This is a genomic window from Acidovorax sp. NPDC077693, from assembly GCF_044542805.1.
Classification (GTDB): Bacteria; Pseudomonadota; Gammaproteobacteria; order Burkholderiales; family Burkholderiaceae_C; genus Acidovorax.
In genome coordinates this window covers 29,605-55,731 of record NZ_JBITVD010000024.1, presented here as the reverse complement: position 1 = coordinate 55,731, position 26,127 = coordinate 29,605, and the positions used below count along the sequence as shown (strand labels likewise).

Below are 26,127 nucleotides of genomic sequence, written 5' to 3'. Positions count from 1 at the left end.
CTTAATTGATAGCTGCTGGCGCTTGATCGGCAAGCGCCAGGTGCATTTTTGGCTTGAATTCCCGCGCCGAGGAGGTGCGCGCGGGCTGTGCAGGTGCCGCGGGCGAAGACGGCGCAGCCGCCGGGGCCGCCACGCGCACCAGGTCGCCGTCGTTCAGGAAACCCGCCCCGCGCACGGCCACCGACGCATTGGCCTCCAGGCCCGACACCACCTCGACCCGGTCCGCCACGCGGCGGCCGGTCTGTACCTTGCGCATCTGCACGCGCTGCTCGGCCCCCACCACGAACACGTAGGAGAACCCGTCGCGCACGACCAGGGCCTCCTGCGGCACGGTGAGCGCATCGCTCTGGCCCAGCGCGAACTCGCCGCGCGCGAACATGCCTGCGCGGAAATCGCTGTTCGCCGGCAAATCGACGTACACCAGCGCATTGCGCGTCTGCGGGTCCACGGTGGGTGCGACCATGCGCACCGTGCCTTCGGCCGTGGCGCCGCTGGCCGCGGTCACGCTGACCTTGGCGCCCGGCGCGATGCGGCGCAGCTCGGTCGAGGTGACCTCGGCCCGCCACTCCAGGCGGCCCTTGCGCACCATGCGGAACAGCTCGGTGCCCGCACCCACCACCGCACCCACCGTGGCCGTGCGGGCCGAGATCACGCCGCTGTCGGGCGCCACCACCTGCGTGTACTTCAGGCGCAGCTGCTGCGCGTTCAGCGTGGCCTTGGCGGCCTCCACCCGGGCCTGCGCGGTCTTCTCGGCCGTCGTGTATTGCTGGATCTGCTGCTGGCTCAACGCGCCCGTGGCCTGCAGCGAGCGGGCGCGGTCGGCATTGGCCGCCGCCTCGGCCGCATTGGCCTGGGCTTCGAGCAGGCTTGCGCGCATCTGGGCCACGTCGGCCTGCACCGTCTCGGCCGAGAAGGTGGCCAGCACCTGGCCGGCCTTGACCACGTCGCCCACGTTCACGCGCACATCGGTCAGGCGCAGGCCGTTGCTTTCGGCGCCGATGCTGGCCTCCTGCCACGCGGCCACATTGCCGTTGGCCGACAGGCGCACCGGCACGGAGGTGCGCTGCGGCTGGGCCGTGCTCACGGTGAGCGCGGGGCGGGGCTGGTTGGCCTTGGGCTCATCGGCCGCGCGCGACGCGCCCGAGAAAACCAGGGCGGCGCCCGTGGCCAGCACGCAGGCGGCGATCACGGCGAAGGCAGTGGGAGAGAACTTGAAACGTTGCGTTGGAGTTGTCATTTTTGTCTGTCCGTTCATCCAGTCGGTGTCAGGAAAAGGAGGCTGGCGATCGGCCGGCTCCCACGGTTTCAATCACTCAGCGCGCGGCGGTGGCCGCAGCGACTGGTGGGGCTACGGCGAGGGCGGTCTGCCCGTTCCAGCCGCCGCCTGCGGCGCGGTACAGCGCTATCCAGGCCGCCTGGCGTTCGTGCTGCAGCGCGACCAGCGCGTTCTCGGCCGCGAGCGACGTGCGCCGCGCATCCTCCAGCTCCACCAGGCTGGCCAGCCCGCCGCGCCAGCGCGCCTCGGTCGCATCGAACGAGGTGCGGTAGCCCGCCGCCGCCGTGCGTGCGCTGGTGTTGCGCTCGGCCGTGCTCTGCAGCCGCACCAGCGCCTGCTCCACCTCGCTCACGGCCTGGCGCACCTTGGCGCGGTACAGCGCTGCGGCTTCGTCGTAGCGGGCTTGCGCCGCATCGACCTGCGCGCCACGCCGGCCGCCGTCGAACAGCGGCACGCTCAGCGCCAGCGGGCCGATGGTCCAGGTGTTCAGGTCGGTGGTCACGCCGCCGGTGCGCACCCAGGCCGTGCCCACGGAGCCGCTGAGCGACAAACGCGGGTAACGCTGCGCCTGCGCGCTGCCCACCTCGGCGCTGGCGGCCGCCACTTCGCGCTCGGCGTTGTACACGTCGGGCCGCTGGGCCAGCACCTGCGCGGGCAGGGCCGCGATGCTGAACAACGTGTCGGGCGCCGCAGGCGCGGCGGTGGACAGGCGTGCGCGCAGCGCGGGCTCTTCCCAGCCGGTCAGGGCCACCAGGGTCTTCACGTCCACATCGCACAGCATGCGCTGCTGCGATGCGCGGGCCTGGGCTTCGGCGGCGCTGGCGCGGGCCAGCGCTGCGGTGGCGGGGGCGGTGAAGCCCGCGCGCTCGCTCAGGTCGGACAGGCGCGAGGTCTCGCCGCGCGACTGCGCGTCGCGCTCGGCCACGCGCAACTGCTCCAGGCAGGTGCGCAGGCTGCTCGCCTGCAGCGCGACCTCGGCGGCCACGCTCACGCGGGCCTCGTGCCACAGCGCCTGGGCACCCGCCAGCCGCTGGTCGGCCGCAGCCTTGGTGGCGCGGTTGGCGCCAAACACGTCGATCTCCCAGCTCGCCTGCAGCCCGGCCTGCGCCGTGGTGGCAATGCCCGCGAGCTGTTCATTGAAGCCCCGGCTGGCATTGCCCTGGCCGTCGAGCGACGGCAGCAGCGCAGCGCGGCTGCTGACCTGCGTGGCACGGGCCTGCGCGATGCGCGACTGGGCCTGCGCGACGCCCGGGCTGATGGCCTGTGCCGCGTCGATCAGCTCGACCAGCAGCGGGTCGCCCAGCTGCGTCCACCACTGCGCCAGGTCCCCAAGCGAGCCCTGGTGCGGCAACGGGGCCTGCCACGCCACAGGGGGCGGTGCGGGCACTTGCGCCGGCGGTGGCGAGATGGCACAGGCGCCCAGGGCCAGGGGCAGGCAGGCGGCCCATAAAAGTCGGGTCTTGCTGGTGGTCATGTGTTGGATGCCTTCTTGTGCGAAGTCTTCGGAGTCTGTGAAGCACCGCGGCGTGCAGGGCGCACCGGGGGTGCCTCGGCCTGTCGCCGTGCGATGTCGCCGCGCACCATGTCCAGGGCGTAGCCGGTCAGCCGCTCCACCCACTGCTCGACGGCCGCCTCCGTGGCCAGCTGCGGCGTGATGCCCTGCAAGGCGTCGCGCTGCGTCCACATCTGCATCACCAGGCCGGCCAGCGAAAAAGCGAGCCGGTGGATGTCGTCGTCCACCTCGGTCACGCCCATGTGGCGGCGCAGCACCTGCACCAGGGCCAGGTGGGGCGCGCGGCACTCGCGCTCGAACAGCTCGGGCCAGACGTGGGTCGGGTCCAGCAGCTCGCGGATGTGCAGGCGCACCGACTGGGTGACCAGATCGTCGTGCTTGAGCGGCTCCAGAAACCCTGCGAAGTAGCGGCTCAGGGCCTCGCCCAGGTCCAGCGCGGGGTCGGCGAACACCGGGATCAGGTCGCTGCCGCTGCCAAAGGGTTCGTAGAAGGTGGCGGTGTACAGCTGCGCCTTGTCACCGAAGTGGTAGGCGATGGCGGCGACGTTGGTGCCGGCGGCCTCGGCAATGGCGCGCACCGAGGTCTGGGCAAAGCCCTTTTCGGAGAACAGCTGCAGGGCCGCGCGCAGCAGGCGCGCACGCGTGTCTTCGCCGTCGCTGCGGGCGGTGCGCTGGGCGGCAGGAATGAAATGGGCACCAAAACTCATGGCCCCGGATTAAACCACCAGAATTCAAACAGTTGTTTGAATTAACGAATTTTTTAGGCCGGCAGCGCCCCGGCAACTTGCAACCATTTGTCACCGCCTGCTCTCGCAGCGGCAACGCCGGCGTCGGCGGTCTACATCCCCAGGCCCGCGCCGAACACGGCGAGCCAGAGGGCGAACACGGCGTCGCGCTCGGCCTGCAGCGCAGGCGGCGCGACCTGCGTGGGCGCCTCGTCCAGGCGCGCCACGTGCTGGACGCGGCGCAGTTCGCGGTAGGCGTCGGCCGCGGCGGTGCCCACACCGGGGGGCAGCAGCCCCACCTGCTCGGCGCGCTGCAGCAGCGCGATGTTGCCCACATTGCCGCGCAGCTCGGGGTGCGCAGCCGACTGCGACAGCACCAGGTACTGCACCGCGAACTCCGCGTCCACCATGCCGCCGGGGCTGTGCTTCACGTCGAAGCGGCCGTCGCGCGTGGGGTGGGCCGAGCGCACGCGCTCGCGCATCAGCACGATCTCGTCGCGCAGGGCCACCGGGTCGCGCTCGGAGGTGATGACGGCCTCGCGCACCGTGTCGAAGCGCTCGCGCAGCGCGTCGCTGCCCATCACGAAGCGCGCGCGCGTCATGGCCTGGTGCTCCCAGGTCCAGGCGGTGTTGCTGCCGCGGCGCTGCTGGTAGTTGGCGTAGGCCTCGAAGCTCGTGACCAGCAGGCCCGAGCTGCCGTTGGGGCGCAGCGCGGTGTCGATCTCGTACAAATCGCCTTCGCTGGTCTTCACGGTGAGCCAGTTGATGAGCTTGCGCACGAAGGCGGCGTAGACCTCGGGGGCGCGATCGTCGTCGTCATCGAACACGAAGACGATGTCCAGGTCGCTGCCGTAGCCCAGTTCCTTGCCGCCCAGCTTGCCGTAGCCGATGATGCCGAACTGCGGGCTCTCGCGGTGGCGGTTCTTGACCCGGCTCCAGCACCAGTCGGCGGTGATGCGCAGCACGCTGTCGGCCAGCGCAGACAGGTCGTCCGCCACCTGCTCCACGGTGATGCGCCGCTCCACGTCGCGCGCCAGGGTGCGGAAGGTTTCGGCGTGCTGGGCGCGGCGCAGCAGGTTCAGCAGGGTCTCGTCGTCGTCTTCGCCGGTGGACTGCAGCGAGGCCAGGCGCACGGCCAGCTCGCGCTCGAAGTCTTCCACCACGAAGCGCTCGGACAGCAGCGCATCGCCCGCCAGCTCGTCGATCACGCCGGGGTGCTGCAGCATGTAGCGGGCGGGCCATTTGGCGGCGCCCAGCAGGTGCAGCAGGTGCTCGTGTACCGACGGGCGCTCCAGCAGCAAAGCAAGGTAGCTTTCGCGCCGCAGCAGTGGCTCCAGCCAGCCGACCAGGCGCACCGCCGCGTCCTCGTTCACCTTGCCTTCGGCCAGCCAGCGCGCGGTGCGCTGCACCAGGCGGAACAGGCGCGTGCGCGCTTCATCGCGCAGGCCCTCGACCCGCGGGTGGTTGCGCCATTCGGCCACGCGCTCCCGAAAGCCGGGGGGCAGTTGTTCGAGCAGGCTCTCCAGCTCGGGCGGGGGCGGCGCGGCCGCCCGGGGCCCGCCGCAACCGCCACCGCTGCATTGCTTCTTGCCACTGCCGCCCAGCAGGGTGTCGAACTCCTGGGCCACCAGCTCGCGGTGCGCGTCGAGCTCGTGAAGAAAGGCGCAGCAGTCGGGGTAGCCCATGGTGTAGGCGATCCAGGCCAGGTCGTCGTCGCGCGTGGGCAGCACGTGCGTCTGCTGGTCGTCCAGGTACTGGATGCGGTGCTCCACGCGGCGCAGAAAGACATAGGCGCGGGCGAGTGCCTCGGCGGTCTCCTGCGGCATGAGGCCGGCCTGCGCGATGCGCGGCAGCGCGTCGAGCGTGGGCCGGCGGCGCAGCTCGGGGAACTGCCCGCCGCGCACCACCTGCAGCAGCTGCACGGTGAATTCGATCTCGCGGATGCCGCCGCGCGAGAGCTTGACGTCGTTGGCGCGCTCGGGGTGGCCGGCGCTGCGCTTGGCGGCGTGGTCGCGGATCTGGCGGTGCAGGGACCGCAGCGCATCGAACACGCTGTAGTCGAGGTAGCGGCGGAACACGAAGGGCAGCACCACGCCGCGCAGCGCCTGCACCTCCGAGCCCCCGATACAGTCGCGCGGCGCGACCACACGGCTCTTGAGCCAGGCAAAGCGCTCCCATTCGCGGCCATGCAGTTGCAGGTATTCCTCCAGCGCCGGCAGCGAGACCGCCGACGGCCCCGAGTTGCCGTTGGGCCGCAGGGCCAGGTCCACGCGGAAGACGAAGCCGTGCTCGGTGGTGTCGCCCACCAGGCTGTAGATGGACTTGACGGCCCGCGCGAAGTATTCGTGGTTGGAGATGCGCCCGCGGCCCTCGGCCGTGCCGGCGGTGTCGCCGTCGTGCTCGTACACGTAGATCAGGTCGATGTCGCTCGACACATTGAGCTCGCGCGCTCCCAGCTTGCCCATGCCGATGATCCACAGCTGCACCGGCTGGCCCTCGGGCCCGCGCGGCGCGCCGTGGCGCTCGTCGAGCTCCTGGCGCGCCTGGTGGCAGGCGCGGTCGAGCGCCAGTTCGGCCAGCTCGGTCACCGCGCGGGTGACGTCGGCCAGGGAGGCCTCCTCATCGCAATCGAGCTGGATCAGCCGCTCCATGACCAGTTGGCGCACCACGCGCAAGGCGGTACCGGTGTCCGCGCCGCGCGCGCGCAAGGCCTCGTAGGCCTGCTCCATCGTGGCCAGCACCGGCGGGCCGGGGGGCAGCAGGGGCAGGTCGTCGGCGTAGCGGCGGTGCAGGCGCTGGTAGAAGCGGGAATGGCTGGCCAGCAGCCCCTCGGGCCGGGCCAGGCAGCACAGGTCAGCGGCGGGCGATGGCATGGCAGACATGGCCGGGGACCACATACATAAGGACACTCGTTGGTAGTGAACCCGCGCCGGAGCCGCGGGTCATAATTCCAGCCACATTCAATTCGACCATGATTGCTCCCACCACGCACCCCACACGCCTGCTCAAATTTATGGCAGGTCTCGCACGGTGGTCACTCGGTTTGCTGCTGGCCTTCTGGCTGCTGGTGACCATCGCGTGGGGCGCACTTCATGGCTGGATTGTGCCGCGAATCGGCGAATTCCGCCCGCAGCTGGAGGCGCATGCCGCACGGGCTCTGGGGGTTCCGGTCAAGATCGGCGCGATCTCTGCCAAGACCGAGGGGCTGATCCCGTCCATCGAGCTGTCGGACCTGGCCCTGCTCGATGCCGCCGGCCGCACCGCGCTGCGCCTGCCGCGGGTGGTGGTGGCGCTGTCGCCGCGGTCGCTGCTCAAGGGCGGTTTCGAGCAGCTCTATGTCGAACGACCCGAGCTCGATGTGCGGCGCGACACCCAGGGCCGTATCCATGTGGCGGGCCTGGACTTTACGCAGGAGCAAGGCGACAGCAGCGCCGCGGCCGACTGGATCTTCTCGCAGGGCGAGGTGTTCATCCAGGGCGGCACGGTGCGCTGGACGGACGAGCAGCGCGGCGCCCCCGAACTGGCGCTGGAGAAGGTGGACCTGGTGCTGCGCAATGGCAACTGGCACCACCACATGCGCCTGGATGCCACCCCGCCCGAAGCCTGGGGCGAGCGGTTCACGGTGGTCGGCCTGTTCCGCGCGCCGCTGCTGAGCGCCCGCGACGGCAACTGGAAACACTGGAACGGGCAGGTGTATGCCCAATTTGCGCGGGTCGATGCGTCGCGGCTGCGCCACTATGCCGATGTGGGCATCGAGGTGGCGCAGGGCCGCGGGGCGCTGCGCGCCTGGGCGGATGTGCAGCGCGGGCAGATCGTGGGCGGCACGGCCGACCTGGCCCTTGCCGACGTCAACGCCACGCTGGGCCCGCAGTTGCAGGCGCTGGTGCTGCCCTCGATCCAGGGCCGGATGGGTGGGCGCCGGCTCAACGGCGGGTTCGAGTTTTCCACCCAGTCCCTGCAGTTTGAGACCGACGACGGCCTGGCCTGGCCCGGCGGCAACCTGCGGCTGGTCTACACCGATGCCACGGCCAAGGCACCGGCCCAGGGCGAGTTCCGCGCGGACCGGCTGGACCTGGCGGCCCTGGCGCAGATCGCCAGCCGCCTGCCCCTGGGCAACACCGCGCACGAGGCTGTGCGCACCTATGCGCCGCAGGGCCTGGTGGACGAGATCAACGCCACCTGGCGGGGCCCGCTCGACAGCCTGCAGCAGTACCAGGTGCGCGGCCGCATCCGCGGCCTGGCCCTGGCGGGCGACACCGGTGGCGGCGCGCCCACCCACCTGGGCCTGCGCGGCGCCACGGTGGATGTCGACATGACGCAGGGCGGCGGCAAGGCGGCGCTGACCATTGCCTCGGGCGCGCTGCTGCTGCCCGGCGTGTTCGAAGACCCGGTGCTGCCGCTGGACCGCCTGAGCGCCGACGTGCGCTGGCAGCTCGAGGGCAGCCGCATTGCGGTGCAGGCCAACGACGTGCAGTTCGCCAACGCCGACGCGCAGGGCGAGGCCCGCGCCACCTGGCACACCAGCGACGCGGCCAAGGTCTCGCACCAGTCGCGCTTTCCGGGCGTGCTGGACCTGAGCGGCACGCTGCACCGCGCCGACGGCACGCGCGTGCACCGCTACCTGCCGCTGTCCATCCCCCCGGACTCGCGCCACTATGTGCGCGATGCAGTGGTGGCGGGCAGTGCGAGCAACGTGCAGTTCCGCGTGAAGGGCGACCTGCACCACCTGCCCTTCAACGACCCCAAGCTGGGCGAGTTCCGCATCGCCGCCCGGGTGAAGGACGTGACGTACGCCTACGTGCCGCCCAGCCTGCAGCCCGCCGGCACCCTGCCCTGGCCGGCGCTGACCGACCTGTCGGGTGAGCTGATCTTCGAGCGCTCGTCCATGCAGGTGCGCAGCGCCACCGGCACGTTTGCGGGGCGCCAGGGCCTGAAGCTGTCGAAGGTGGATGCCAGGATTCCGGACCTGGCCCATACCGTGGTCGGTGTCAGCGCCGACGCGCGCGGCCCCTTGCCCGAGATGCTGGCCCTCATGGCCACCTCGCCGCTCGGCCGCATGACCGGCGGCGCGCTCGACCAGGCCAGCGGCACGGGCACTGCGGACCTGCAGCTGCGGCTGTCGCTGCCCATCAGCGAGATCAACAAGTCCAAGGTGCAGGGCAGTGTCACGCTGGCGGGCAACGATGTGCGCATCACGCCCGACACCCCGCCCCTGAGCCGCGCACGCGGCGTGGTGCAGTTCACCGAGGCCGGCTTTGCATTGCAGGGCGTGCAGGCGACGGCGCTGGGCGGCAGCGTCAAGCTGGAAGGCGGCATGCGTGCGTTGCCGGCCAACGCGCCGGCCACCGAATCCGCCGTGCAACTGCGCGCGCAGGGCACCGCCACCGCCGAAGGGCTGCAGCAGACGCCGCAACTGGGCATGCTCTCGCAGCTGGCGCGGCGCGCCACCGGCAGCGCGCCGTACTCGATGGCGCTGTCGTTTCGCCGCGGCGTGCCCGAGGTGCAGGTGACCACCAGCCTGCAGGGCCTGGCGCTGGCACTGCCGCCGCCGCTGGGCAAGACCGCCGAGACCAGCCTGCCCCTGCGCTTTGAAAACCAGGTGCTGCGCGAGTCGCTGGCGGGCCTGACGCACGGCAGCCACGGCCAGGGCACCAACGGCACGGGCACCGGCGCGGGTAGTGGCAATGGCAATGGCAACGGCAACGGCGCGGAGGCCCCGCCGCTGCGCGACCAGATCACCGTGGACCTGGGCTCGGTGGGCTCGGCCATGTATGTGCGCGACATCAGCGGCCCCCAGCCGCGGGTGCTGCGCGGCACCATCGGCGTCGGCCTGACGGGCGGCGAATCCTCCCCCATGCCGGCGCAGGGCGTGGCCGCCAACATCAATCAGGGCCGGCTGGACGTGGATGCGTGGGAGGACGTGCTGAGCCAGGCCACGTCCGGCACCGGCGCCGCGGCACGGGCACCGGCCTCTGCCGCTGGTGCCACGGCAGCAGCGGCCCCGGGCACGCAGACCCTGACGCAGGACTACATGCCCACCACGCTCGCGCTGCGCGCGCGCGAAATCACGCTGCAAGGGCGCACGTTGCACAACATCGTGGCCGGGGCGCTGCGCGACGGCACCACCTGGCGCGCCAACCTGGACGCCACCGAACTCAACGGCTACCTGGAGTACCGCCAGCCCGGCTCCGCCGACCACCCCAACGGCCGCCTGTTCGCGCGGCTGTCGCGGGTGAACATGCCGCAAAGCGACGTGAACCAGGTGGAGTCGCTGCTGGACGAGCAGCCCGGCGCCCTGCCGGCGCTCGACATCGTGGTGGACGACTTCGACCTGCGCGGCAAGCGGCTCGGGCGGGTGGAGATCGAGGCGCAGAACCGCGGCGGCGATGGTTCGCAGCGCGAATGGCGCCTGTCCAAGTTCAACATCACCGCGCCCGAGGCCGTCCTGACCGCCAGCGGCAACTGGGCGGTGCTCAACGCGGCGGGCTCGGGCCCGCGCGAGGCCGATCGGCGCACGGTGCTCAACTTCCGGCTGGACATCCGCGACTCGGGCGACCTGCTGACCCGCATGAGCATGCCCGGCGTGATCCGGCGCGGCAAGGGGCGGCTGGAGGGCCAGGTCGCCTGGGTGGGCGCGCCTTTCAGCCCCGACTACCGCTCCATGACCGGCCTGATCAACGTGAATATCGAAACCGGCCAGTTCCTCAAGGCCGACCCGGGGCTGGCCAAGCTGCTGAGCGTGCTGAGCCTGCAGTCGCTGCCGCGGCGCCTGACGCTCGACTTCCGCGATGTGTTCAGCGAGGGCTTCGCGTTCGACTTCGTGCGCGGCGACGTGCGCATCGAGCAGGGCGTGGCCACCACCAACAACCTGCAGATGAAGGGCGTGAACGCCGCCGTGCTGATGGAAGGCAGCGCCAACATCGACCACGAGACGCAGGACCTGCGCGTGGTGGTGGTGCCCGAGATCAACGCCATGACAGCGTCGCTGGTGGCCACCGCCATCAACCCGGTGATCGGCCTCGGAAGCTTCCTCGCGCAGGTGTTCCTGCGCGGGCCGCTCATCGAGGCCGCCACGCAGGAGTTCCGCATCGACGGCACCTGGTCCGACCCGCGCGTGGTGCGCGTGCCGCGCCGCGCGCGCGATGCCTTGCCCGGTGCGGAGGCCCCGCCGCGCAGCAGCCCCCCGGCAAAACCAGGAGAAGTGTCATGATGCAAGTTGCAGCGATTCAGATGGTGTCCGGCACCCGGCTCGAGGACAACCTGGCCGCCGCGCGCGCCCTGCTGGAGCAGGCGGCGCACGGCGGTGCCGAGCTGGCCGTGCTGCCCGAATACTTCTGCGTGATGGGCCACAAGGACACCGACAAGCTGGCCCTGGGCGAAGCCGCCGGTGAAGGCCTGATCCAGCGGTTCCTGGCCACTGCGGCGCGCGAGCTGAAGCTGTGGGTGGTGGGCGGCACGCTGCCCCTGCAGACCAGCACCCCTGAGCGCGTGCGCAACACCACGCTGGTGTTCGACCCCAGCGGCGCCTGTGTGGCGCGCTACGACAAGATCCACCTTTTCTATTTCGACAACGGACGCGAGCAGTACCACGAAGGCCGCGTGATCGAAGCGGGCGACACGCCCGTGCAGTTCGACCTGCCATCGCGCGGCGGCCACACCTGGCGCGTGGGGCTGTCGGTGTGCTACGACCTGCGGTTTCCGGAGCTGTACCGCGCGCATGCCAGCGCCGGGGCCGACCTGCTGCTGGTGCCCAGCGCCTTCACCCACACCACGGGCCAGGCGCACTGGGAGGTGCTGCTGCGCGCCCGCGCGGTGGAGAACCTGGCTTATGTGCTGGCCCCCGCGCAGGGCGGCGTGCACGAGAACGGACGCCACACCTGGGGCCACACCATGCTGGTGGACCCCTGGGGCGTGGTGCTGGCCGAACAGGACCAAGGCGCGGGCGTGGTGCAGGGCACGCTGGACCCTGAGCGCCTGCGCAACGTGCGGCTGCAGCTGCCCTCCCTGTCGCACCGCGTCCTGTGAAGCTGGGGCCACGCACCCTGTTGCGGCGCTGGCGGGGCGCCTGGCGGCGCTGGTCGCTGTGGACGCTGCTGGTGCTGCTGGTGATCTCCATGCTGGCCACCATGGTGTGGCTGGCGGGGCGCTATGAGGCCAGCCAGGTGCAGAGCCGGCTGGAGCGCGACACGGCCGACGCGGTGTCGGACATCCGCGTGGCGCTCACGCGCAACCTGCAGAGCCTGCAGGCCCTGCACGCGGGCGAACCGGGCCAGCTGGCCTGGGAGGTGGATGCGGCCGAGCTGCTGCGCAGCCGGCGCGAGCTGGTGCGCATCGAATGGCGCGACGCCAACCTGCGGATGCGCACCCATGCGCAGTCGCCCTACCGGCCCGTGGCCTGGGATGCGCGCATCCGCGAAGGCCACCAGTCCGACGCTGCCATCGCCTGCACCAACGCGCGCCGCCTGAGCAGCCCTTCGTACTCCAGCAGCTACTTCCAGCCCCACGGCGACGGCCTGGGTTCGGAAATGATGGAGCTGTGCCTGCCGCTGACCGGCGGGGGCAGGCACACCGGCTTTCTGGTGGCCACGTATTCGCTGCAGGACGTGCTGGTGAACCTGGTGGCGCACAACCTCACGCGCAGCCAGGAGGCATCGTTCACCGAGGCCGACGGCACGCGCCTGGCGGTGCTGGGTGCGGCGCGCAGGGGCTCGCGCATGTTCACCGCGCAGCACCTGCTCGACTTGCCCGGCACCACGCTCGTGCTGCGCATGGACACCTGGCACAGCGCGCCCAGCCTGTTCCCCAACGTGCTCACGGCGCTGGTCACGGCCATGTCCATCGCGCTGGTCACGGTGATGGTGGTGCTGGTGCGCGACAACCGCCGGCGGCTGCGCGCCGAGCGCGACCTGGCCGATGCGCTGGCGTTCCGCAAGGCGATGGAGGACTCGCTCGTCACCGGCCTGCGCGCGCGCGACCTGGAGGGCCGCATCACCTACGTGAACCCCGCGTTCTGCGCCATGGTGGGGTTCAGCGCGCAGGAGCTGCTGGGCCAGAGCGTGTCCGCCCCCTACTGGCCGCCCGAGCTGGTGGACGAGTACCGCCAGCGCCAGGCCATCCGCCTGTCGGGCCAGCACATACCGCCGCGCGAGGGGTTCGAGTCGGTCTTCATGCGCAAGGACGGTACGCGCTTCCCGGTGCTCATCATCGAGGCGCCGCTCATCAACGCGCAGGGCCAGCACACCGGCTGGATGAGCGCGTTCCTCGATATCAGCGAGCAGCGGCGGGTGGAAGAGCTCTCGCGCGCATCGCAGGAGCGCCTGCAGGCCACGGCCCGCCTGGCCACCGTGGGCGAGATGGCCTCGCTGCTGAGCCACGAGCTCAACCAGCCGCTGGCCGCCATATCGAGCTATGCGACCGGCTCGATGAACCTGCTGGAAGCGCCCGCCGGGGCCGGCAGTATGCCTGCGCCCGACAGCCTGCAGGACGTGCGCATGGCCATGCAGCAGATCGCCCGCCAGGCCGAGCGGGCCGGCAAGGTGATCAAGAGCGTGCACGACTTCGTGCGCCGCCGCGACCAGGCGCGCGAGGCCGTGTCGGCCCAGCAGCTGATCGACGCCATCCTGCCGCTGGCCATCCTGCAGGCCCGCAAGCTGGCCGTGCGGGTGAACACCACGGTGGAGCCCGGCCTGCCGCCGGTGCTGTGCGACCGCACCATGGTCGAGCAGGTGTTGCTCAACCTCGCGCGCAACGCCATGCAGGCCATGGACGACCCCGAGATCCGCCACCGCGTGCTGGACATCCGCGTGCGCCGCGCGGCCTCCAACCAGCACAGCGGCTGGGTCGAATTCGCGGTCACGGACGTGGGCACGGGCATTCCGCCCGATGTCGCGGCCCGGTTGTTCACGCCGTTCTTCACGACGCGGCCCGAAGGCATGGGCCTGGGCCTGTCGCTGTGCCGCACGGTGATCGAGCAGCACGGTGGTTTTCTCGGCTTTGCCCCCCATGAGCCGCGTGGTACGGTATTCACCTTCACGCTCCCTGTCTCCCAACCCGCGCCCCCACCCTGATGGAACCCATCACCAACGCCACCGTGTACATCGTGGACGACGACGCCAGCGTGCGCGAGGCCCTGGCCTGGCTGCTGCGCTCGCGCAGGCTGCCCAGCGAGTCGTTCGACAGTGCCGAAGCCTTCGACGCGATGCTCAAGACCCGCCCTGCGCAGCGCCAGCCCTGCTGCCTGCTGCTGGACGTGCGCATGCCCGGCATGAGCGGGCTGGCGCTGTTCGACCTGCTGGCGGTGCGGGGCGACCTGGCCACCATGCCGGTGATCTTTCTCACCGGCCACGCCGACGTGCCCACGGCGGTGGACACGGTCAAGCGCGGTGCGTTCGACTTCTGCGAAAAGCCGTTTTCCGACAATGCCCTGGTCGACCGCATCGAGCAGGCGCTCGCCCAGTCGGCCGCGCACCTGGCGCAGCTGCGCGAACGCAGCGACCTGCAGGTGCGGCTGGCCGACCTGACGGAGCGGGAACGCGATGTGATGGACCTGGTGGTGGCGGGCCTGCCGAACAAGCTGATCGCCGACCAGCTCGACATCAGCGTGCGCACGGTGGAAGTGCACCGCTCGCGCGTGTTCGACAAGATGCAGGTGAAGTCAGCGGTCGAGCTGGCCAACCTGCTGCGCGCAGGTCAATGAAGCCGCCGGCTCTGCACGGAGCCGCTGCGGCGTGCGCAACCCAGGCTGGCGAGCCTGGGTCGTTGCGCCTGGGGCTGTCAGCCCCGAGAATCAACCGCGGGGGCGTTCGCCCACGAAGATCTCGACGCGCCGGTTGCGGGCGCGGCCGTCGGCCGAGTCGTTGTTGGCGATGGGGTAACGCTCGCCCATGCCGTCGATGGCGATGCGGCGGCCGTCCACGCCCCGCGCAGCCAGATAGCTGCGCGTGCTGGCGGCGCGGTCCACCGACAGCGGGTTGTTGATGGCATCGCTGCCGGTGTTGTCCGTGTGGCCCACGATGCGCACGTCCGTGTTGGGGTTGTTGCGCAGCCCGGCGGCGAACTGGTCGAGCACCGGCGCGAAGTTGGGCTGGATGTCCGAGCGGCCCACCGCGAACGAAATGTCGCTCGGGATGTTGAGCATGAGCTGGTTGTCGGCGGTCTGGGTCACGGCGATGCCGGTGCCCTGGGTCGCACGCTCCATCTCGCGCTTTTGCCGCTCCATGTTCTGCGACCAGATGTAGGTGCCCAGGGCGCCCACGCCCGCGCCCACCACGGCGCCGGTACCGGCATTGCCACCGGTGGCCGAGCCGATCACGGCGCCGGCCAGTGCCCCCACGCCAGCGCCCGTGGCGGTGCGGCGCTGGGTATCGTCCATGTTGGCGCAGCCGGTGGCCAGGATGACGACGGCGGCGGTGGCGCCCCAAAGAATGTTTCTGCGCATGTGTGTGCTCCTTGAATGATCAACGGGAGCTGGGCGCTGCGGGAGTTCCGGTCGCGGGCTGCAGCCTGTTTTTGGCGGCAGCCTCGGTAGCGCCCAGCTGATCCGCCATCTTGGTGTGGCATGCCCAGCAACGCCATCGGCACAGGGGCCCCTCGGCTGTAGGACTGCGTCGCCTGGCTCCCGGGAGCGGTCAAGCGCAGAAGGTCAGGAAGAACCGGGCGGCGGCGCAGGAGGCTTGGGGCCGGGCGCCTCAGGCGGTGCAGGTGCAGGCGTGTCCTGGCTGGGCGGCTTGAGCTCGCCCCCCTTGCGCCCCGAAAACATCGTCCACCACACAATTGCCCCCAGCAGCACCAGCGCAAGCAGCGCTTCAAGCAAAATCAGCCCCATGACATTGACACTCCTGCGCCTTGTATCGACGGCGCTGATTGTAGGAACGCTGGTGGCCTGCTCCAGCCCTCCGCCCGCAAGCCCCTCCCGCACCCCGGCCATCCCGGCGCCCTTTCCGTCCCTGCCGCCTGGCGCGGTGGTGCTGCCGGGCGACACCGGCCCGTTGCCTGCGCCGATGGCCCAGCCCAAGAGCCGCTGGGTGCCCGTGCGCTGGTCCGAGTTGCCCGGCTTTACCGAGGACGCGCTGCACGAGGCCTGGAACGCCTGGATCAAGAGCTGCGAACGGCCCGCGCCGCCCTTCACCGCGCTGTGCAGCGACGTGCGCCAGCTGAGCATCGCCACCGCCGAAGAGCAGCGTGCGTGGCTCATCGCGCGGCTGCAGCCCTACCGCGTGGAGGCGACCGACGGCAACCCTGACGGCCTGCTCACGGCCTACTACGAGCCGATGATGGACGGCGCGCGCCAGCCGGGCAACGGCTTCAACGTGCCCATCTACCGCACGCCCGCCGGGCTGGGCGCCCGCAAGCCCTGGTACACCCGCCAGCAGATCGAGTCGCTGCCAGAGGCACAGGCCGCGCTGGCCGGGCGGGCCATCGCCTGGCTGCGCGACCCGGTCGAATCGATGGTGCTGCACATCCAGGGCTCGGGCCGCTTGCGCATCACCGAGGCCGACGGGTCGGTGTCGCTGGTGCGCGTGGCCTACGCGGGCACCAACGACCAGCCCTACCAGAGCATCGGCCGCTGGCTGCTGGACCAGGGCTACACGCGCGACGCGACCTGGCCCGGCATCCGCGCCTGGCTGGCGGCCAACCCGCAGCGCACCAACGAGTTGATGTGGACCAACCCGCGGTACGTGTTCTTCCGCGAGGAGCCGCTCAACCCGCTGGACGCGGGCTTCGGCCCGCGCGGCGCGCAGGGCGTGCCGCTCACGCCCGGCCGCTCCATCGCCGTAGACCGCCAGAGCATCCCGTACGGCACGCCGGTGTGGCTGGCCTCCAGCGGCCCCCAGGTGCAGCTCAACCGCATGGTGATGGCGCAGGACACCGGCAGCGCGATCCTGGGCGCAGTGCGGGCCGACTTCTTCACGGGCTGGGGCCCGGAGGCCGGGGATATTGCCGGGCGCCTGAAGCAGAACCTGCGGCTGTGGGCGCTGTGGCCCAAATAATGGTCGAAAATGCCTCTCCCGCTTGTCTGACAAGCGCCAACAGCTATTAAAACAGGAGCATCCGTGCGCGTGACCCTGCCCCAGCTGCGGACCGTGCTGCTCGCCCAGTCCATCGAGCAGGTGGATGCCGGGCGCACCCTGGTCAGCCAGGCCGACTGGGACGAGGCCACGCGCACGGCCGTGGCAGCCGCCCGCCAGCGCGGTGCGCAGCGCGTGGGTGCGGGCGACGTGGTGCTGGAGCGTGCCGACACCGTCGCCCGGCGCGCCAGCGGCCGGGACACCACCATCGCCGCCCTGCACGAGCCCGGTGCCGCCTGGCGCTGGCTGGCGCGCGGCCTGCCGCTGCTGGCCCTGGCGATGGGCCTGGCCATCGACCGCATCGCCAACGCCCACCGGGTGGACCTGCTGTCGCCACCGCTGCTGATCGTGCTGGCCTGGAACCTGTGCGTGTACCTGCTGATGGCCTGGCGTGCCTGGCGCCCGCCGGCCACGGGGCTGCCGCTGCTGCAGGGCCTGCGGCACCTCACCCGCCGCCTGGGCACCGGCCGGGGGCGCGGGCTGGCGGCGCGCATCGCGGCGGACTTCCATGCACGGTGGTGGGCCCACACGGCCGACCTGCAGGTGCAGCGCGCGGCCCGCGTGCTGCACCTGTGCGCGGCGGCCTGGGGCGCGGGCATCGCGCTGTCGCTGCTGCTGCGCGGGCTGGTGGTGCGCTACCAGTTCGGGTGGGAGAGCACCTTCCTCGACGCCGCGCAGGTGCACGCCATCGTGTCGGTGCTGTTCTGGCCGCTGGCCGTGCTGTTCGGCACGGCCCCCTTCACGCTGCAGGAGATCGCGGCCACGCAGAACTTTGCCGGCGAGGGCGCGGGCGGCAGCCGCTGGGTGTGGATGTACGTGGGCCTGCTGGCGCTGGTGGTGGTGCTGCCGCGCCTGGCGCTGGCGGCCTGGGCGCGCTGGCGCGAGGCCCGCTGGCAAGCCCGCATCGACCCGGGCGATGCCGCATTCGACGCGCTGCGCGCCGCCCTGCCAGGCGACCTGCTGATCGGCCTGCACGGGCCGTTGGCGGACGTGCTGCACAACGCCGCGGTGCAGACCCCGCAGGGCGACCGCCTGCAGTTCGGCGATGCCCGCCAGCCGGTGGACGCCGTGCTGGCATGGACCACCGACGCCCCACCGCCCGCCTGGCAGGGCGCGCCCCTGATGGCACTGCGGTGGGAAGACTTTGGCGCCAGCTGGGTGCTGGAGCCCGCACTGTTTGACCGGCTAACCGTGGCGCTGCCCGCGCATCAACACGCCCTGGGCCGCCTGCGCGCAGCCTGGGTGGAGCGCAACGAGCTGCGCTTTCACCAGTCGCTGCAAGCCCTGGCCCGGCACCTGCGCGAGGTGGCGCAACCCTCACCCAGCGGTGAGACGGGCGACGCCAACGCCCAGTCCGCGCGCTACGCCCAGCAGGTGCAGACGCTGGACGCCGCGCTGCGCACGCTGCACGGCCAGCCACCTGCGCCCTTGCTGCACGAATCCAACGCGCTGCTGCCCGCCATGCGCCGTACCAGCACCGCCGCCCTGGCCGTGGGCACATCCGCCGGCGCCGCCGCGGGCGCGGCGGCAGGCGCCAAGGCCGGTGCGCTGATCGACATCGGCACCGGCGGCCTGACGCTGGGCGCGGGCACCGCCCTGGGCGCGCTGCTGGGCGGCACCACCGCCTGGGTGCTGCGGTCCCTGCAGAAGAGGGACGATGGGGACGCGCTGCTGCGCCACGCGGTGGAGGCGGCCTGCACGCACTACCTCGTCATCGCGCACCTGGAGCGGGTGCCACCGGCCGATGCCGCCCGGCTGGCCGAGCGCTGGCGCGCCGAGGTCACCGGCACGGTGGCTGCGCACGGCGATGCGTTGGCCGCGGCGCTGCGACGCACGGGGCCGGGGGATGACGCGATCCAAGCGGTGCAGGCGCTGCTGCACACCATGCTGACCGGGATACTGCGGCGCAGCTTTGCGGCTACGGCCACGGCAGCACCGGCCGACGCGGCCTGAAATCCAAGCCTTTTGGGCCGCTACCGCTGGATAGGCAAGCGCCAGCAGCTATTAATTCAATAGCAAACCAACCGCAAGCCTCACGGGCATGGCGTCCTGGCCGCCTCGGTCTCCACGCGCGGTGCCGCCACGGCCGGCGGCTCGGGCGGCTTGGCGGGCGGCACGCTCACGGTGCGCAGCCGGTCACCGTCGATGCGGTATTCGTACTCGCGGGTGGAGCCGATCATGTCCGTCTTGAAGGTGCTGCTGGCCATGGTGGCCGCATACACCTGGGGCCGCACGACCTGGTAGCGGTACGCGGTGGTGGAGCTGCCGGTGGAGGTCTTGCAGGTGGACTCGAACAGGGTCTGCTTGAACTGCAGGGTGCAGCGGCCCGAGGTGTCCTCGGCCTGGGTGCCGTCCTGCACGTACAGCACGATCTTGGTGGCACGCCAGCAGCCGAGCAGGCCGGCGGCGCTGGGGGCGCTCTCCGAACTGGCGGCACTTGCAGCACTTGCAGCGCTCACGGCCTGGGGCGCTTGAAGCGCTTGAGGCACTTGAGGCGCTTGGACGGCATGCGCGCACGATGCAGCACCGACCAGGCACAGCAGCAGGCTGGGCGTGAAGCGCGTCATGCGGCGCTCCCCGGGGTCGCGGCATTGGCGCTGAGCGCCAGGTACGCACCCATGTCGTCCACGGCGCTGCGCTCCAGCACGCCGACCGACACCTCCACACCAGCGGCCTTCAGGATCTCGATGCCTGCGCCGGCGTTGCGCGGGTCGGGGTCGAGCATGGCCACCACCACCCGCTGAATGCCGCGCGCCACCAGCGCCTTCGCGCACGACGGCGTGCGGCCATGGAACGAGCACGGCTCCAGCGTGACGTAGGCGGTCACGCCGGCCAGATCGCCGGGCCACTGGGCCAGCGCCATGGCCTCGGCGTGGTGCTGGCCGGGCGGCTGGGTGAACCCGCTCGCCATCACCGCTCCGTCCTTCACGAACACGCAACCCACCGGCGGGTTGGGCAGGCAGGCTGGCAGGGCTTTGCGGCCCTCGGCCAGGGCAAGGCGCATGAAATCTTCGTCGGATGCGGACATGGTCGAAAGCGTTGGACAAGGAAGGCGGGCCCGCATGCCGGGGCCGCGCCGCTCAGGGTGGGTATTGTGAGTCAGCCGCGGTTCGGGCCTTGCCGAGCCGTCATGACTCGACCGCCCACCGCGTCACCCGCGGCGGTGCGTCGCCCACATGGAACGCGAGCTTGCGGTCGCGCAGCGCCACGTCGGACGCCGTCACGCGGTCGAAGCGCCGCAGGTGCTCCGTCCACGACTCGTCCTCGATGCGCTCCACATAGCGCGCGGGCTGGCTGATGTCGTGCAGCAGCTGCCAGGCCAGCGCGCCCTGGCGCAGGCGGCTGCGGCGGCTCTCTTGCATCACCGCGCGGAATTCGGTGGCACGCGCGGGGTCGATGAAATACTCGATGGTGACCACCACATGCCCGGTACTGGGCGGCGCATCGGCCACCGGGGCCTTGAAGGCACGGGAGGGGCTCAGGTCCTCCTCCATGCTGCGGTCGGCCACCAGGCGCTGCACCAGCAGCATGGCCACCACGCCGGTGCCCGCGGCAATGCCCAGGCTCACGTGCACGTCGCTGAGGGTGGCCACCTGGCCCCACACCGCGGCCCCGAGGGCGGTGGAGCCCATGATGGCCATCTGGTAGATCGACATGCCGCGTGCGCGCACCCAGTTGGGCAGTGCGAGCTGGGCCGATACGCTCAACGAATTGGCCGTGGTGATCCACGCCATGCCGGCCACGAACATCGCGGGCACGGCCACGTACACATTGGGCGCCACGGCCATCACGCCCGTGGCCACGGCCTGCAGGGCCGTGCCGCGGATCACCAGCACATCGCGCGCCATGGCCTGGCGCAGGCGCGGCAAGAACATCGCGGCGGTGATGGCGCCCGCGCCCATGCTGGCCAGCAGCAGCGTGAAGGTGCCCGCACCGCCGCCCTCCAGGCCGCGCGCCAGCAGCGGCAGCAGGGCCAGCAGCGCGGTGGCGTGCAAGAAGAAGATGGAGATGCGCCACAGCACGGCGCGCATGCGCGGCGACTGGCGCACGAACTGCAGCCCCACGCGCATGGCGCTGGGCAGCCTTTCGCGGCCCAGCGGGCTGGGCACGTGGGTGCGCTTCCAGCGCATGATGACCAGGCCCGAGATGACCGACAGCACCGCGTTGAGCACGAACACCCAGGCGCTGCCCGCGCTGGCGATGATGGCGCCGGCCAAGAGCGGCCCGATGATGCGCGATGCGTTCATCGCCACGCCGTTGAGGGCCAGCGCGGCGGGCAGCTGCGGGCGGCTGACCAGCTCGGGCACGATGGCCGCGAACACCGGCCAGCGCATGGCCAGGCCGATGCCGTTGGCAAAGGTGAGCATCAGCAGCAGCGGCGCCGTCATGCCGCCGGCCATGACGAACACGCAAAGCACCAGCGCCACGGCCGCCACCCAGAACTGCGTGGCGATGAAGTAGCGCCGCCGGTCCAGGATGTCGGCCAACGCGCCGCTGGGCAGGCCCAGCAGGAACACGGGCAGGGTGGAGGCCGACTGCACCAGCGCCACGAGGATGGGCGAGGTGGTGAGCGTGGTCATGAGCCAGGCGGCCGCCACGTCGTTCATCCACATGCAGGTGTTGGCCGCCACCCAGGTGAGCCACAGCATGCGGAACACCGGCACCGACAGCGGCGCCAGGGGCGACAGCGAGGCCGCCTGGCTCAGCTGCGCGGCGGCGCTCTGGTCGAGCTGGGCGGCAACGGATTCTTCGGTGCCCTGCGCGGTCGCGGCGCGGTCTGCGGCGGCCGCGTCGTCGGTCGGCCCGCGCGCTGCGGCATCGGCAGCGGGGGTCAGGTCAGGAGCAGGGGTGGGCGCAGTGCTGCGCGTGCTTTCGTGGGACGGCAAAGGTGGCATGTCCTGCCATTGTGCGACGGTTGGCGCGGCCATGCTGCGTGCGGCACCGAATAGCCACCTTGGCGGAGCGCCGCACCATCACCACACGGCACGGTCACACCGCATCGCGCGGTGAATCCGGCGCACTGCTCGCGGGCTCCATCGCCGGTTGGCTCGCCGGTTTGGTCTGCCGCATCAGCAGCCAGGCCATGAGCCCCAGCGCGCCGACGCCGGCCAGCAGCACACCCCAGAGCACCCAGCTGCGCGTGGACAGCCCGTCGCTGGCAGCGGCGGCGGCCACCAGAGGGCCGTCCGCGGGCTTGCCGCCGGTGATGTCGGCCCGGGCCACATCGGCCAGCGCCGGGGGCAGGGTGTTCTCCTGCAGGGGCTGGTAGCCCGGCACCAGGCTGGCCAGGGGCAGGAAGGCGCTCGCCGCCGCACCGGCGCCGGGCAAGCCGGCCGCCAGGGTGAAGGGGCCCTGCCCGCTGGCCAGGAACACCAGCTGGGCCGGCTCGAACTGCAGCGCGATGTCGGGCGCGGCGGCAAAGCCGGCCGACCTGGCGTCGGCCTCGATCTTGACCTCGCGCACCGAAGCGCCGCCCAGCTCGACCGGGGCGTTGGTCTGCTCCTTGCCGCCCGTGGACATGCGGTAGACCGTGGCGCTGGCCAGGTGCGCCCAGGGCCGTTCGCGGTCGTTGCGGCCCAGCACGCGCACCGGCACCAGCACGTTGCTGCCCTGCGGCGTGATCTTGAGCGCAGCGACCGGTGTGGCGAACGGCAGGGCGAACACCAGCTCGCGCGGGTTGTTGCCCAGCGGCGGCACGGCCATGCTGGCGCTGACGCGCTCGCGCGGGCCCGCGCCGCGCGAGGTGACCAGCGTCGCACCGCGGAATGTCACGGCGGCATCGCCCCAGGTCACGCGCAGGTAGTGGTCCTTGAGGTCGGCCCGTTGCAGGTCGATGTGCTCGCTGCCCAGGCGGCCCGGTGCCGCTGGGGATGGGGTCGTGCCCGCCGCGTCGGCGCGGTACAGCACCGTCTCGGCTAGCGGCCGCCAGTTCTTCAGGTCCCGGCTGGCCTGCACCGTGAAGGTCACCGGTTGGCCGGCGGGCAGATCGGCGTCCAGCGCCATGCGCGCCACGGGCAGTGGGATGCTGCGTGCGTCCAGCAGCGCGCCGCGCACGGATTGCGCGCCGCCAGGGGCGGCTGTTCCCGCCGTGTCGATCTGCACCACGCGCCGGCCCTGCTGCTCCTCGATGCGCAGCGACAGGCCTTCCAGCCCGGCCTGCCCTGGCGTGCCGGGCCCGCCCAGGATGGGATAGGCCGGCAGCACCACCGATTCCTCCGGCGCACTGGCGGCCGCCACGCCGGCCAGCGCCATGGGCACCGGCTGGCCTGCGCCGTTGAAGAGGCGCACGTCGGCATAGCCTGGGCTCTGCAGGCGCACCAGCACCTCGGCGGGCAGCATCACGCGCTGCAGCGGCGCATCGGCCGCCAGCGTGACAGGGATGCGGATGGCGTAGGCGGCCGGGCTGTTGGCATCGGCCGCCGCCTGGGCACCCCCGGCGGCCAGGGACAGGGCGGCAGCGGCCAGCCAGGCGGCTACGGGCCGCGGCAGGTGGTGACGGGGAGACTTCATGACAGTGATTCCTCTTGCGCCGGGGCCACAGGCGCCGCAGGGGGGACCGGGGGGACCGAGGGGACCGGCGGAGCATCGGGCGCCGCACGGGGCGCGGCCTTGGGCGGCAGCGGCGCGAAGTAGCCCACCACCAGCATCAGCACACCCACCGCGATGAAGGCAATGATGCGTTCGGCCCCCCCGGCGTTGGACAGGTCGATCAGCAGCAGCTTGACCACCACCAGCCCCAGCAGGCCTGCGCCCACCAGCCACAGCGGCCGCTGCGCGCGGCGGTGCGCCAGCACCATCATGCTGAGCGCCAGCAGCGTCCACAGGATGGCGTAGCCGGTCTGCACGACGAAGCTGTCGAACAGCGCCGAGGCATCCCAGCGCACGCCGAAGAAGTGGTGGGCCACGCGCAGCCACACCGTGTTGATCGCGATGAACACCAGCAGCGCCAGCGCCACCAGCGCATGGCGGCCGACGACCCAGCCCGCGTGGGCAGGCTGCGGCTGCGCCGACACCAGCACCCGCCGCCAGAACACCAGGCCGCCCAGCGCGAGCGCCAGGGTCAGGTCCGTGGGGTTGAGCAGCGGGATGTAGGGCAGTGGCGCGGTGTGGCCCGACGAATGCACCGCGGCCAGCAGCGAGCCCCAGAACACCAGCACCGCCAGCGGCAGCGCTGCCAGCCAGTAGTAGGCCTCGGCATGCGGGTTCAGCGGCCAGGGCAGCGCTGCGCGCGCCGCAGGCCGGTTGCCGCGGCCGGCCCACAGCGCCAGCGCCATCAGCACCGCAATGGCGCTGACCAGCATGACCACGCCAGCCCACGAGGTGCGCCACAGCTCGGCCTTGCCGATGCCGGACCACAGGCAGTCGGCCAGCAGAAAGGTCACCAGCCACGCCGTGGCGGCATGGAACCAGCCGAAGGCCGACATGCGCGCAGCGGGCTTGCCGTCCCGAGCGGCCGCTGCCTGCAGGCGGTCGGTCTGCCGCAGCATCCACACATGCAGCGCCAGCACGACGATCCACACGGCCCAGGCGGGCGTAGCCAGCACGCGGTAGCCGTCGCCCACCTGCGCGACAAAACCCAGTGCCAGCACGGCGATGGTGCCGCGCGCCGGCCAGGTGGCCACGGGCCAGCGCGTGCGCAGGCCCAGCACCATCGACAGCGCGGCGCTGAGCACGATGGCCAGCATGGCCAGCAGTTCGATGATGCGTTCGGAGAACACCGGCACGGGCCACTGGCCCGCCTCCAGGCCGGGCACGCGCCGCGTGATCTCAAGCAGCCAGGCCAGGCACCAGAAGGCAAAGCCGTAGAGGTACGCCGGGCTGGACAGCCGCGCTTCCACACCCGCATAGCCCTTGGCCCAGGTCGAGCCGCTGTGCGGCAGCGGCTTGCGCAGCCACCAGGCCAGCAGCAGCGCTGGCAGCGCGATCAGCAAGGCACCCAGGAAGGCCGGGTTGACCAGAGCGAGGCGCGAGACGCTGGAGACGCCGTCCATGAAGGCCAGCATCGCCACGCCCTGCAGCACCAGGCCGAAAGCGCGCGGCATCCAGCGGGCCTGGCGCATGCCGACCCAGAAGGCGCCAGCGCCCTCCAGCGCCCACACCGCCGACGTCCATTGCGCGTCCAGCGCCAGCGGCACGGCCAGCGTGGCAAAGCCCACACCGATGGCGATGAAGCATTCGATCAGCAGGCGGTAGCTGCTCTGCACGCGGCGCACCAGCACCATCGCCGCGATCAGGTACAGCGCCGCGAAGGCCAGCGCCGAGAAGGCGGCGCCCAGCTCGAACGGTTGCGCCAGCCCGGCCTGCAGGCCAAAGCCCACCAGCGGCGTGCCGAACACCAGCATGGTGTCGACCGCATTGCCCAGCCTGGTCGGCGTATTGCGGGCGTACAGGATGGCGGCGAACAGGTAGATGAGTACGAAGACCGCGAGGAAGGGCTGGGTGCTGGCGTACTGGTCGGGCACGTACTTGAGCACGCCCCAGGCCGAGGCCACGCCGAAGGTCGCCACGAAGCCCACCACGTTCAGCACGCGCCACGAGCGCTTGTAGGCGATGAACAGAATGGCCAGGTTGAGCAGCGTGTAGTAGCTGAACAGGCCGACGTGGCTGCCTTGGCCCGTGGACAGCAGGATGGGCGCCGCGAAGCCGCCGGCAAACGCCGCCACCGCGAGCGAGCGCGAGTCCTGCAGCAGCGCCAGCGCGCAGCTGGTGGCGCAGACCGCGATCATCAACGCGAAGGCCAGCGTGGGCGGCAGCAGCCCGTAGAGCCGGAACGCCGCGAACACGGTGAGGTACATCACCGCCACGCCGCCACCCTGCAGGGCCAGCGCGAACGCGGGCTTGTCGGTGCGCTTGCGGAAACCGACCACCAGCAGCGCGATGGCCACGCCGGCAATCGCGGCCAGGCGGAATTCGACCGGGAACAGGCCCGCCGAGGCTGCGTACCGCGCCAGGAAGGACAGGCCGATGAACAGGATCACCAGCCCGACGCGCACGATGGTGTTGCCGCCGAGGAACCAGTTCTTTGCGGCCAGCACGGCCAGCTCGATCGGGTTGGGCTGGGCGGGCGGCGCGGGAGGACGGGGGCGGGTGGCGGCAGGTGAAGGGGGCTGCGCGAGAGGCGGCGGATTGGCGGGCAGGCCTTGCGGCGTGAGACCGCCCCTGCGGGGCGCGTCGTCCACCTCCAGCAGTTCGTCGTCCGCAGTGGGGGCGGCCGCGACCGGGACGGGGATTTGCGACGGAACAGGCGCGGGGACCGGCACCCTTGCCGTGGCAGCAGGCGCCCGCTCCAGCTCAGCGATAGCCGATGCCGCCGATGTGGCTGGGGGCGCAGGGCTGACGACGGGCTTCGCGGCGTGCGCCTGCAGCTCGCTGCGGATCGCAGCGCGGATGGCCCAGCGCAGCGACAACCCGGCAAAAAAGCCCAGGATGCCGCCGATGTACGGCCCCAGCTCACCGTAGCCGTAGCCCGGCAGCACGGAGCCCAGCACCGCGCCCCAAAAAACGCCCCAGAAGATCATGCCGACCCCTCCCTCGTTGGCGCCCCGG

General features: G+C 71.6%; 16 protein-coding genes. 6 read left to right on the top strand and 10 right to left on the bottom strand.

Annotated features, from left to right (window positions below; genetic code table 11):
* Position 1: 1 nt before the first annotated feature.
* From ACIGHN_RS25845 to glnE, 4 genes are all read right to left on the bottom strand, one after another.
* Entirely contained in the window at positions 2 to 1,237 is a 1,236-nt protein-coding gene (locus tag ACIGHN_RS25845; RefSeq protein WP_396507006.1) for an efflux RND transporter periplasmic adaptor subunit, read from the bottom strand.
* Positions 1,238 to 1,313: 76 nt separating this feature from the next.
* The gene (locus tag ACIGHN_RS25840; RefSeq protein WP_396507004.1) at positions 1,314 to 2,750 is read right to left on the bottom strand and encodes an efflux transporter outer membrane subunit; all 1,437 of its coding nucleotides are present in this window, start codon (positions 2,748 to 2,750) and stop codon (positions 1,314 to 1,316) included.
* Positions 2,747 to 3,496 (bottom strand): TetR/AcrR family transcriptional regulator, encoded by a 750-nt coding sequence (locus tag ACIGHN_RS25835; RefSeq protein ID WP_396507002.1) that lies wholly within the window; start codon positions 3,494 to 3,496, stop codon positions 2,747 to 2,749. Before ACIGHN_RS25835 ends, ACIGHN_RS25840 begins: the two co-directional genes overlap by 4 nt.
* Positions 3,497 to 3,627: 131 nt before the next feature.
* Positions 3,628 to 6,387: a bifunctional [glutamate--ammonia ligase]-adenylyl-L-tyrosine phosphorylase/[glutamate--ammonia-ligase] adenylyltransferase gene (gene glnE / locus ACIGHN_RS25830; RefSeq protein WP_396507066.1), complete on the bottom strand. Its 2,760-nt coding sequence runs from the start codon at positions 6,385 to 6,387 to the stop codon at positions 3,628 to 3,630.
* Between the two features lie 98 nt (positions 6,388 to 6,485).
* On the opposite strand from glnE, the gene ACIGHN_RS25825 reads away from it, so the two are divergent.
* The 4 genes from ACIGHN_RS25825 to ACIGHN_RS25810 are packed head-to-tail and all read left to right on the top strand — an operon-like array spanning position 6,486 to position 14,210.
* A complete protein-coding gene (locus ACIGHN_RS25825; RefSeq protein ID WP_396507000.1) occupies positions 6,486 to 10,724 on the top strand; it encodes a YhdP family protein in 4,239 nt (1,412 codons plus the stop codon).
* Positions 10,724 to 11,539 carry a carbon-nitrogen hydrolase family protein gene (locus ACIGHN_RS25820; protein WP_396507065.1) on the top strand — a complete coding sequence of 272 codons (816 nt, stop codon included), beginning with the start codon at positions 10,724 to 10,726 and terminating at the stop codon, positions 11,537 to 11,539. The genes ACIGHN_RS25825 and ACIGHN_RS25820 overlap by 1 nt, the downstream gene beginning before the upstream one ends.
* Positions 11,536 to 13,581: a nitrogen regulation protein NR(II) gene (locus tag ACIGHN_RS25815; RefSeq protein WP_396506998.1), complete on the top strand. Its 2,046-nt coding sequence runs from the start codon at positions 11,536 to 11,538 to the stop codon at positions 13,579 to 13,581. Before ACIGHN_RS25820 ends, ACIGHN_RS25815 begins: the two co-directional genes overlap by 4 nt.
* Entirely contained in the window at positions 13,581 to 14,210 is a 630-nt protein-coding gene (locus ACIGHN_RS25810) for a response regulator transcription factor (protein WP_056411138.1), read from the top strand. The genes ACIGHN_RS25815 and ACIGHN_RS25810 overlap by 1 nt, the downstream gene beginning before the upstream one ends.
* Before the next feature lie 90 nt (positions 14,211 to 14,300).
* Here ACIGHN_RS25810 and ACIGHN_RS25805 read toward each other — a convergent pair whose 3' ends face one another.
* Complete coding sequence (locus ACIGHN_RS25805; protein ID WP_056411136.1) at positions 14,301 to 14,951, bottom strand: OmpA family protein; 651 nt, start codon at positions 14,949 to 14,951, stop codon at positions 14,301 to 14,303.
* Between the two features lie 319 nt (positions 14,952 to 15,270).
* On the opposite strand from ACIGHN_RS25805, the gene ACIGHN_RS25800 reads away from it, so the two are divergent.
* Together ACIGHN_RS25800 and ACIGHN_RS25795 are read left to right on the top strand one after the other, a co-directional pair.
* Positions 15,271 to 16,503, top strand: a complete 1,233-nt coding sequence (locus tag ACIGHN_RS25800) for a murein transglycosylase A (protein ID WP_396507063.1) — start codon at positions 15,271 to 15,273, stop codon at positions 16,501 to 16,503.
* Positions 16,504 to 16,566: 63 nt separating this feature from the next.
* On the top strand, positions 16,567 to 18,534 hold the full coding sequence (locus ACIGHN_RS25795) for a DUF3482 domain-containing protein (protein ID WP_396506996.1): 1,968 nt from the start codon (positions 16,567 to 16,569) through the stop codon (positions 18,532 to 18,534).
* 80 nt (positions 18,535 to 18,614) lie between these two features.
* Here the strand turns inward: ACIGHN_RS25795 and ACIGHN_RS25790 are convergent, their stop codons facing one another.
* The 5 genes from ACIGHN_RS25790 to ACIGHN_RS25770 form a co-directional block, all read right to left on the bottom strand.
* Positions 18,615 to 19,148: a hypothetical protein gene (locus tag ACIGHN_RS25790; protein ID WP_396506995.1), complete on the bottom strand. Its 534-nt coding sequence runs from the start codon at positions 19,146 to 19,148 to the stop codon at positions 18,615 to 18,617.
* Positions 19,145 to 19,609 carry a bifunctional diaminohydroxyphosphoribosylaminopyrimidine deaminase/5-amino-6-(5-phosphoribosylamino)uracil reductase RibD gene (locus tag ACIGHN_RS25785; protein ID WP_396506993.1) on the bottom strand — a complete coding sequence of 155 codons (465 nt, stop codon included), beginning with the start codon at positions 19,607 to 19,609 and terminating at the stop codon, positions 19,145 to 19,147. The genes ACIGHN_RS25790 and ACIGHN_RS25785 overlap by 4 nt, the downstream gene beginning before the upstream one ends.
* A gap of 100 nt (positions 19,610 to 19,709) precedes the next feature.
* Complete coding sequence (locus ACIGHN_RS25780) at positions 19,710 to 21,476, bottom strand: MFS transporter (RefSeq protein ID WP_396507061.1); 1,767 nt, start codon at positions 21,474 to 21,476, stop codon at positions 19,710 to 19,712.
* 94 nt (positions 21,477 to 21,570) lie between these two features.
* Entirely contained in the window at positions 21,571 to 23,091 is a 1,521-nt protein-coding gene (locus ACIGHN_RS25775) for a DUF3999 domain-containing protein (protein ID WP_396506991.1), read from the bottom strand.
* Positions 23,088 to 26,099 carry a DUF2339 domain-containing protein gene (locus ACIGHN_RS25770; protein ID WP_396506989.1) on the bottom strand — a complete coding sequence of 1,004 codons (3,012 nt, stop codon included), beginning with the start codon at positions 26,097 to 26,099 and terminating at the stop codon, positions 23,088 to 23,090. Before ACIGHN_RS25770 ends, ACIGHN_RS25775 begins: the two co-directional genes overlap by 4 nt.
* Positions 26,100 to 26,127: the final 28 nt, after the last annotated feature.

Excerpts from the sequence above, each read along its gene's own strand:
- ACIGHN_RS25845 (WP_396507006.1), bottom strand. The coding sequence starts at position 1,237 with ATGACAACTCCAACGCAACGTTTCAAGTTCTCTCCCACTGCCTTCGCC.
- ACIGHN_RS25840 (WP_396507004.1), bottom strand. The coding sequence starts at position 2,750 with ATGACCACCAGCAAGACCCGACTTTTATGGGCCGCCTGCCTGCCCCTG.
- ACIGHN_RS25835 (WP_396507002.1), bottom strand. The coding sequence starts at position 3,496 with ATGAGTTTTGGTGCCCATTTCATTCCTGCCGCCCAGCGCACCGCCCGC.
- glnE (WP_396507066.1), bottom strand. The coding sequence starts at position 6,387 with ATGCCATCGCCCGCCGCTGACCTGTGCTGCCTGGCCCGGCCCGAGGGG.
- ACIGHN_RS25825 (WP_396507000.1), top strand. The coding sequence starts at position 6,486 with ATGATTGCTCCCACCACGCACCCCACACGCCTGCTCAAATTTATGGCA.
- ACIGHN_RS25820 (WP_396507065.1), top strand. The coding sequence starts at position 10,724 with ATGCAAGTTGCAGCGATTCAGATGGTGTCCGGCACCCGGCTCGAGGAC.
- ACIGHN_RS25810 (WP_056411138.1), top strand. The coding sequence starts at position 13,581 with ATGGAACCCATCACCAACGCCACCGTGTACATCGTGGACGACGACGCC.
- ACIGHN_RS25805 (WP_056411136.1), bottom strand. The coding sequence starts at position 14,951 with ATGCGCAGAAACATTCTTTGGGGCGCCACCGCCGCCGTCGTCATCCTG.
- ACIGHN_RS25790 (WP_396506995.1), bottom strand. The coding sequence starts at position 19,148 with ATGACGCGCTTCACGCCCAGCCTGCTGCTGTGCCTGGTCGGTGCTGCA.
- ACIGHN_RS25785 (WP_396506993.1), bottom strand. The coding sequence starts at position 19,609 with ATGTCCGCATCCGACGAAGATTTCATGCGCCTTGCCCTGGCCGAGGGC.
- ACIGHN_RS25780 (WP_396507061.1), bottom strand. The coding sequence starts at position 21,476 with ATGCCACCTTTGCCGTCCCACGAAAGCACGCGCAGCACTGCGCCCACC.
- ACIGHN_RS25775 (WP_396506991.1), bottom strand. The coding sequence starts at position 23,091 with ATGAAGTCTCCCCGTCACCACCTGCCGCGGCCCGTAGCCGCCTGGCTG.
- ACIGHN_RS25770 (WP_396506989.1), bottom strand. The coding sequence starts at position 26,099 with ATGATCTTCTGGGGCGTTTTTTGGGGCGCGGTGCTGGGCTCCGTGCTG.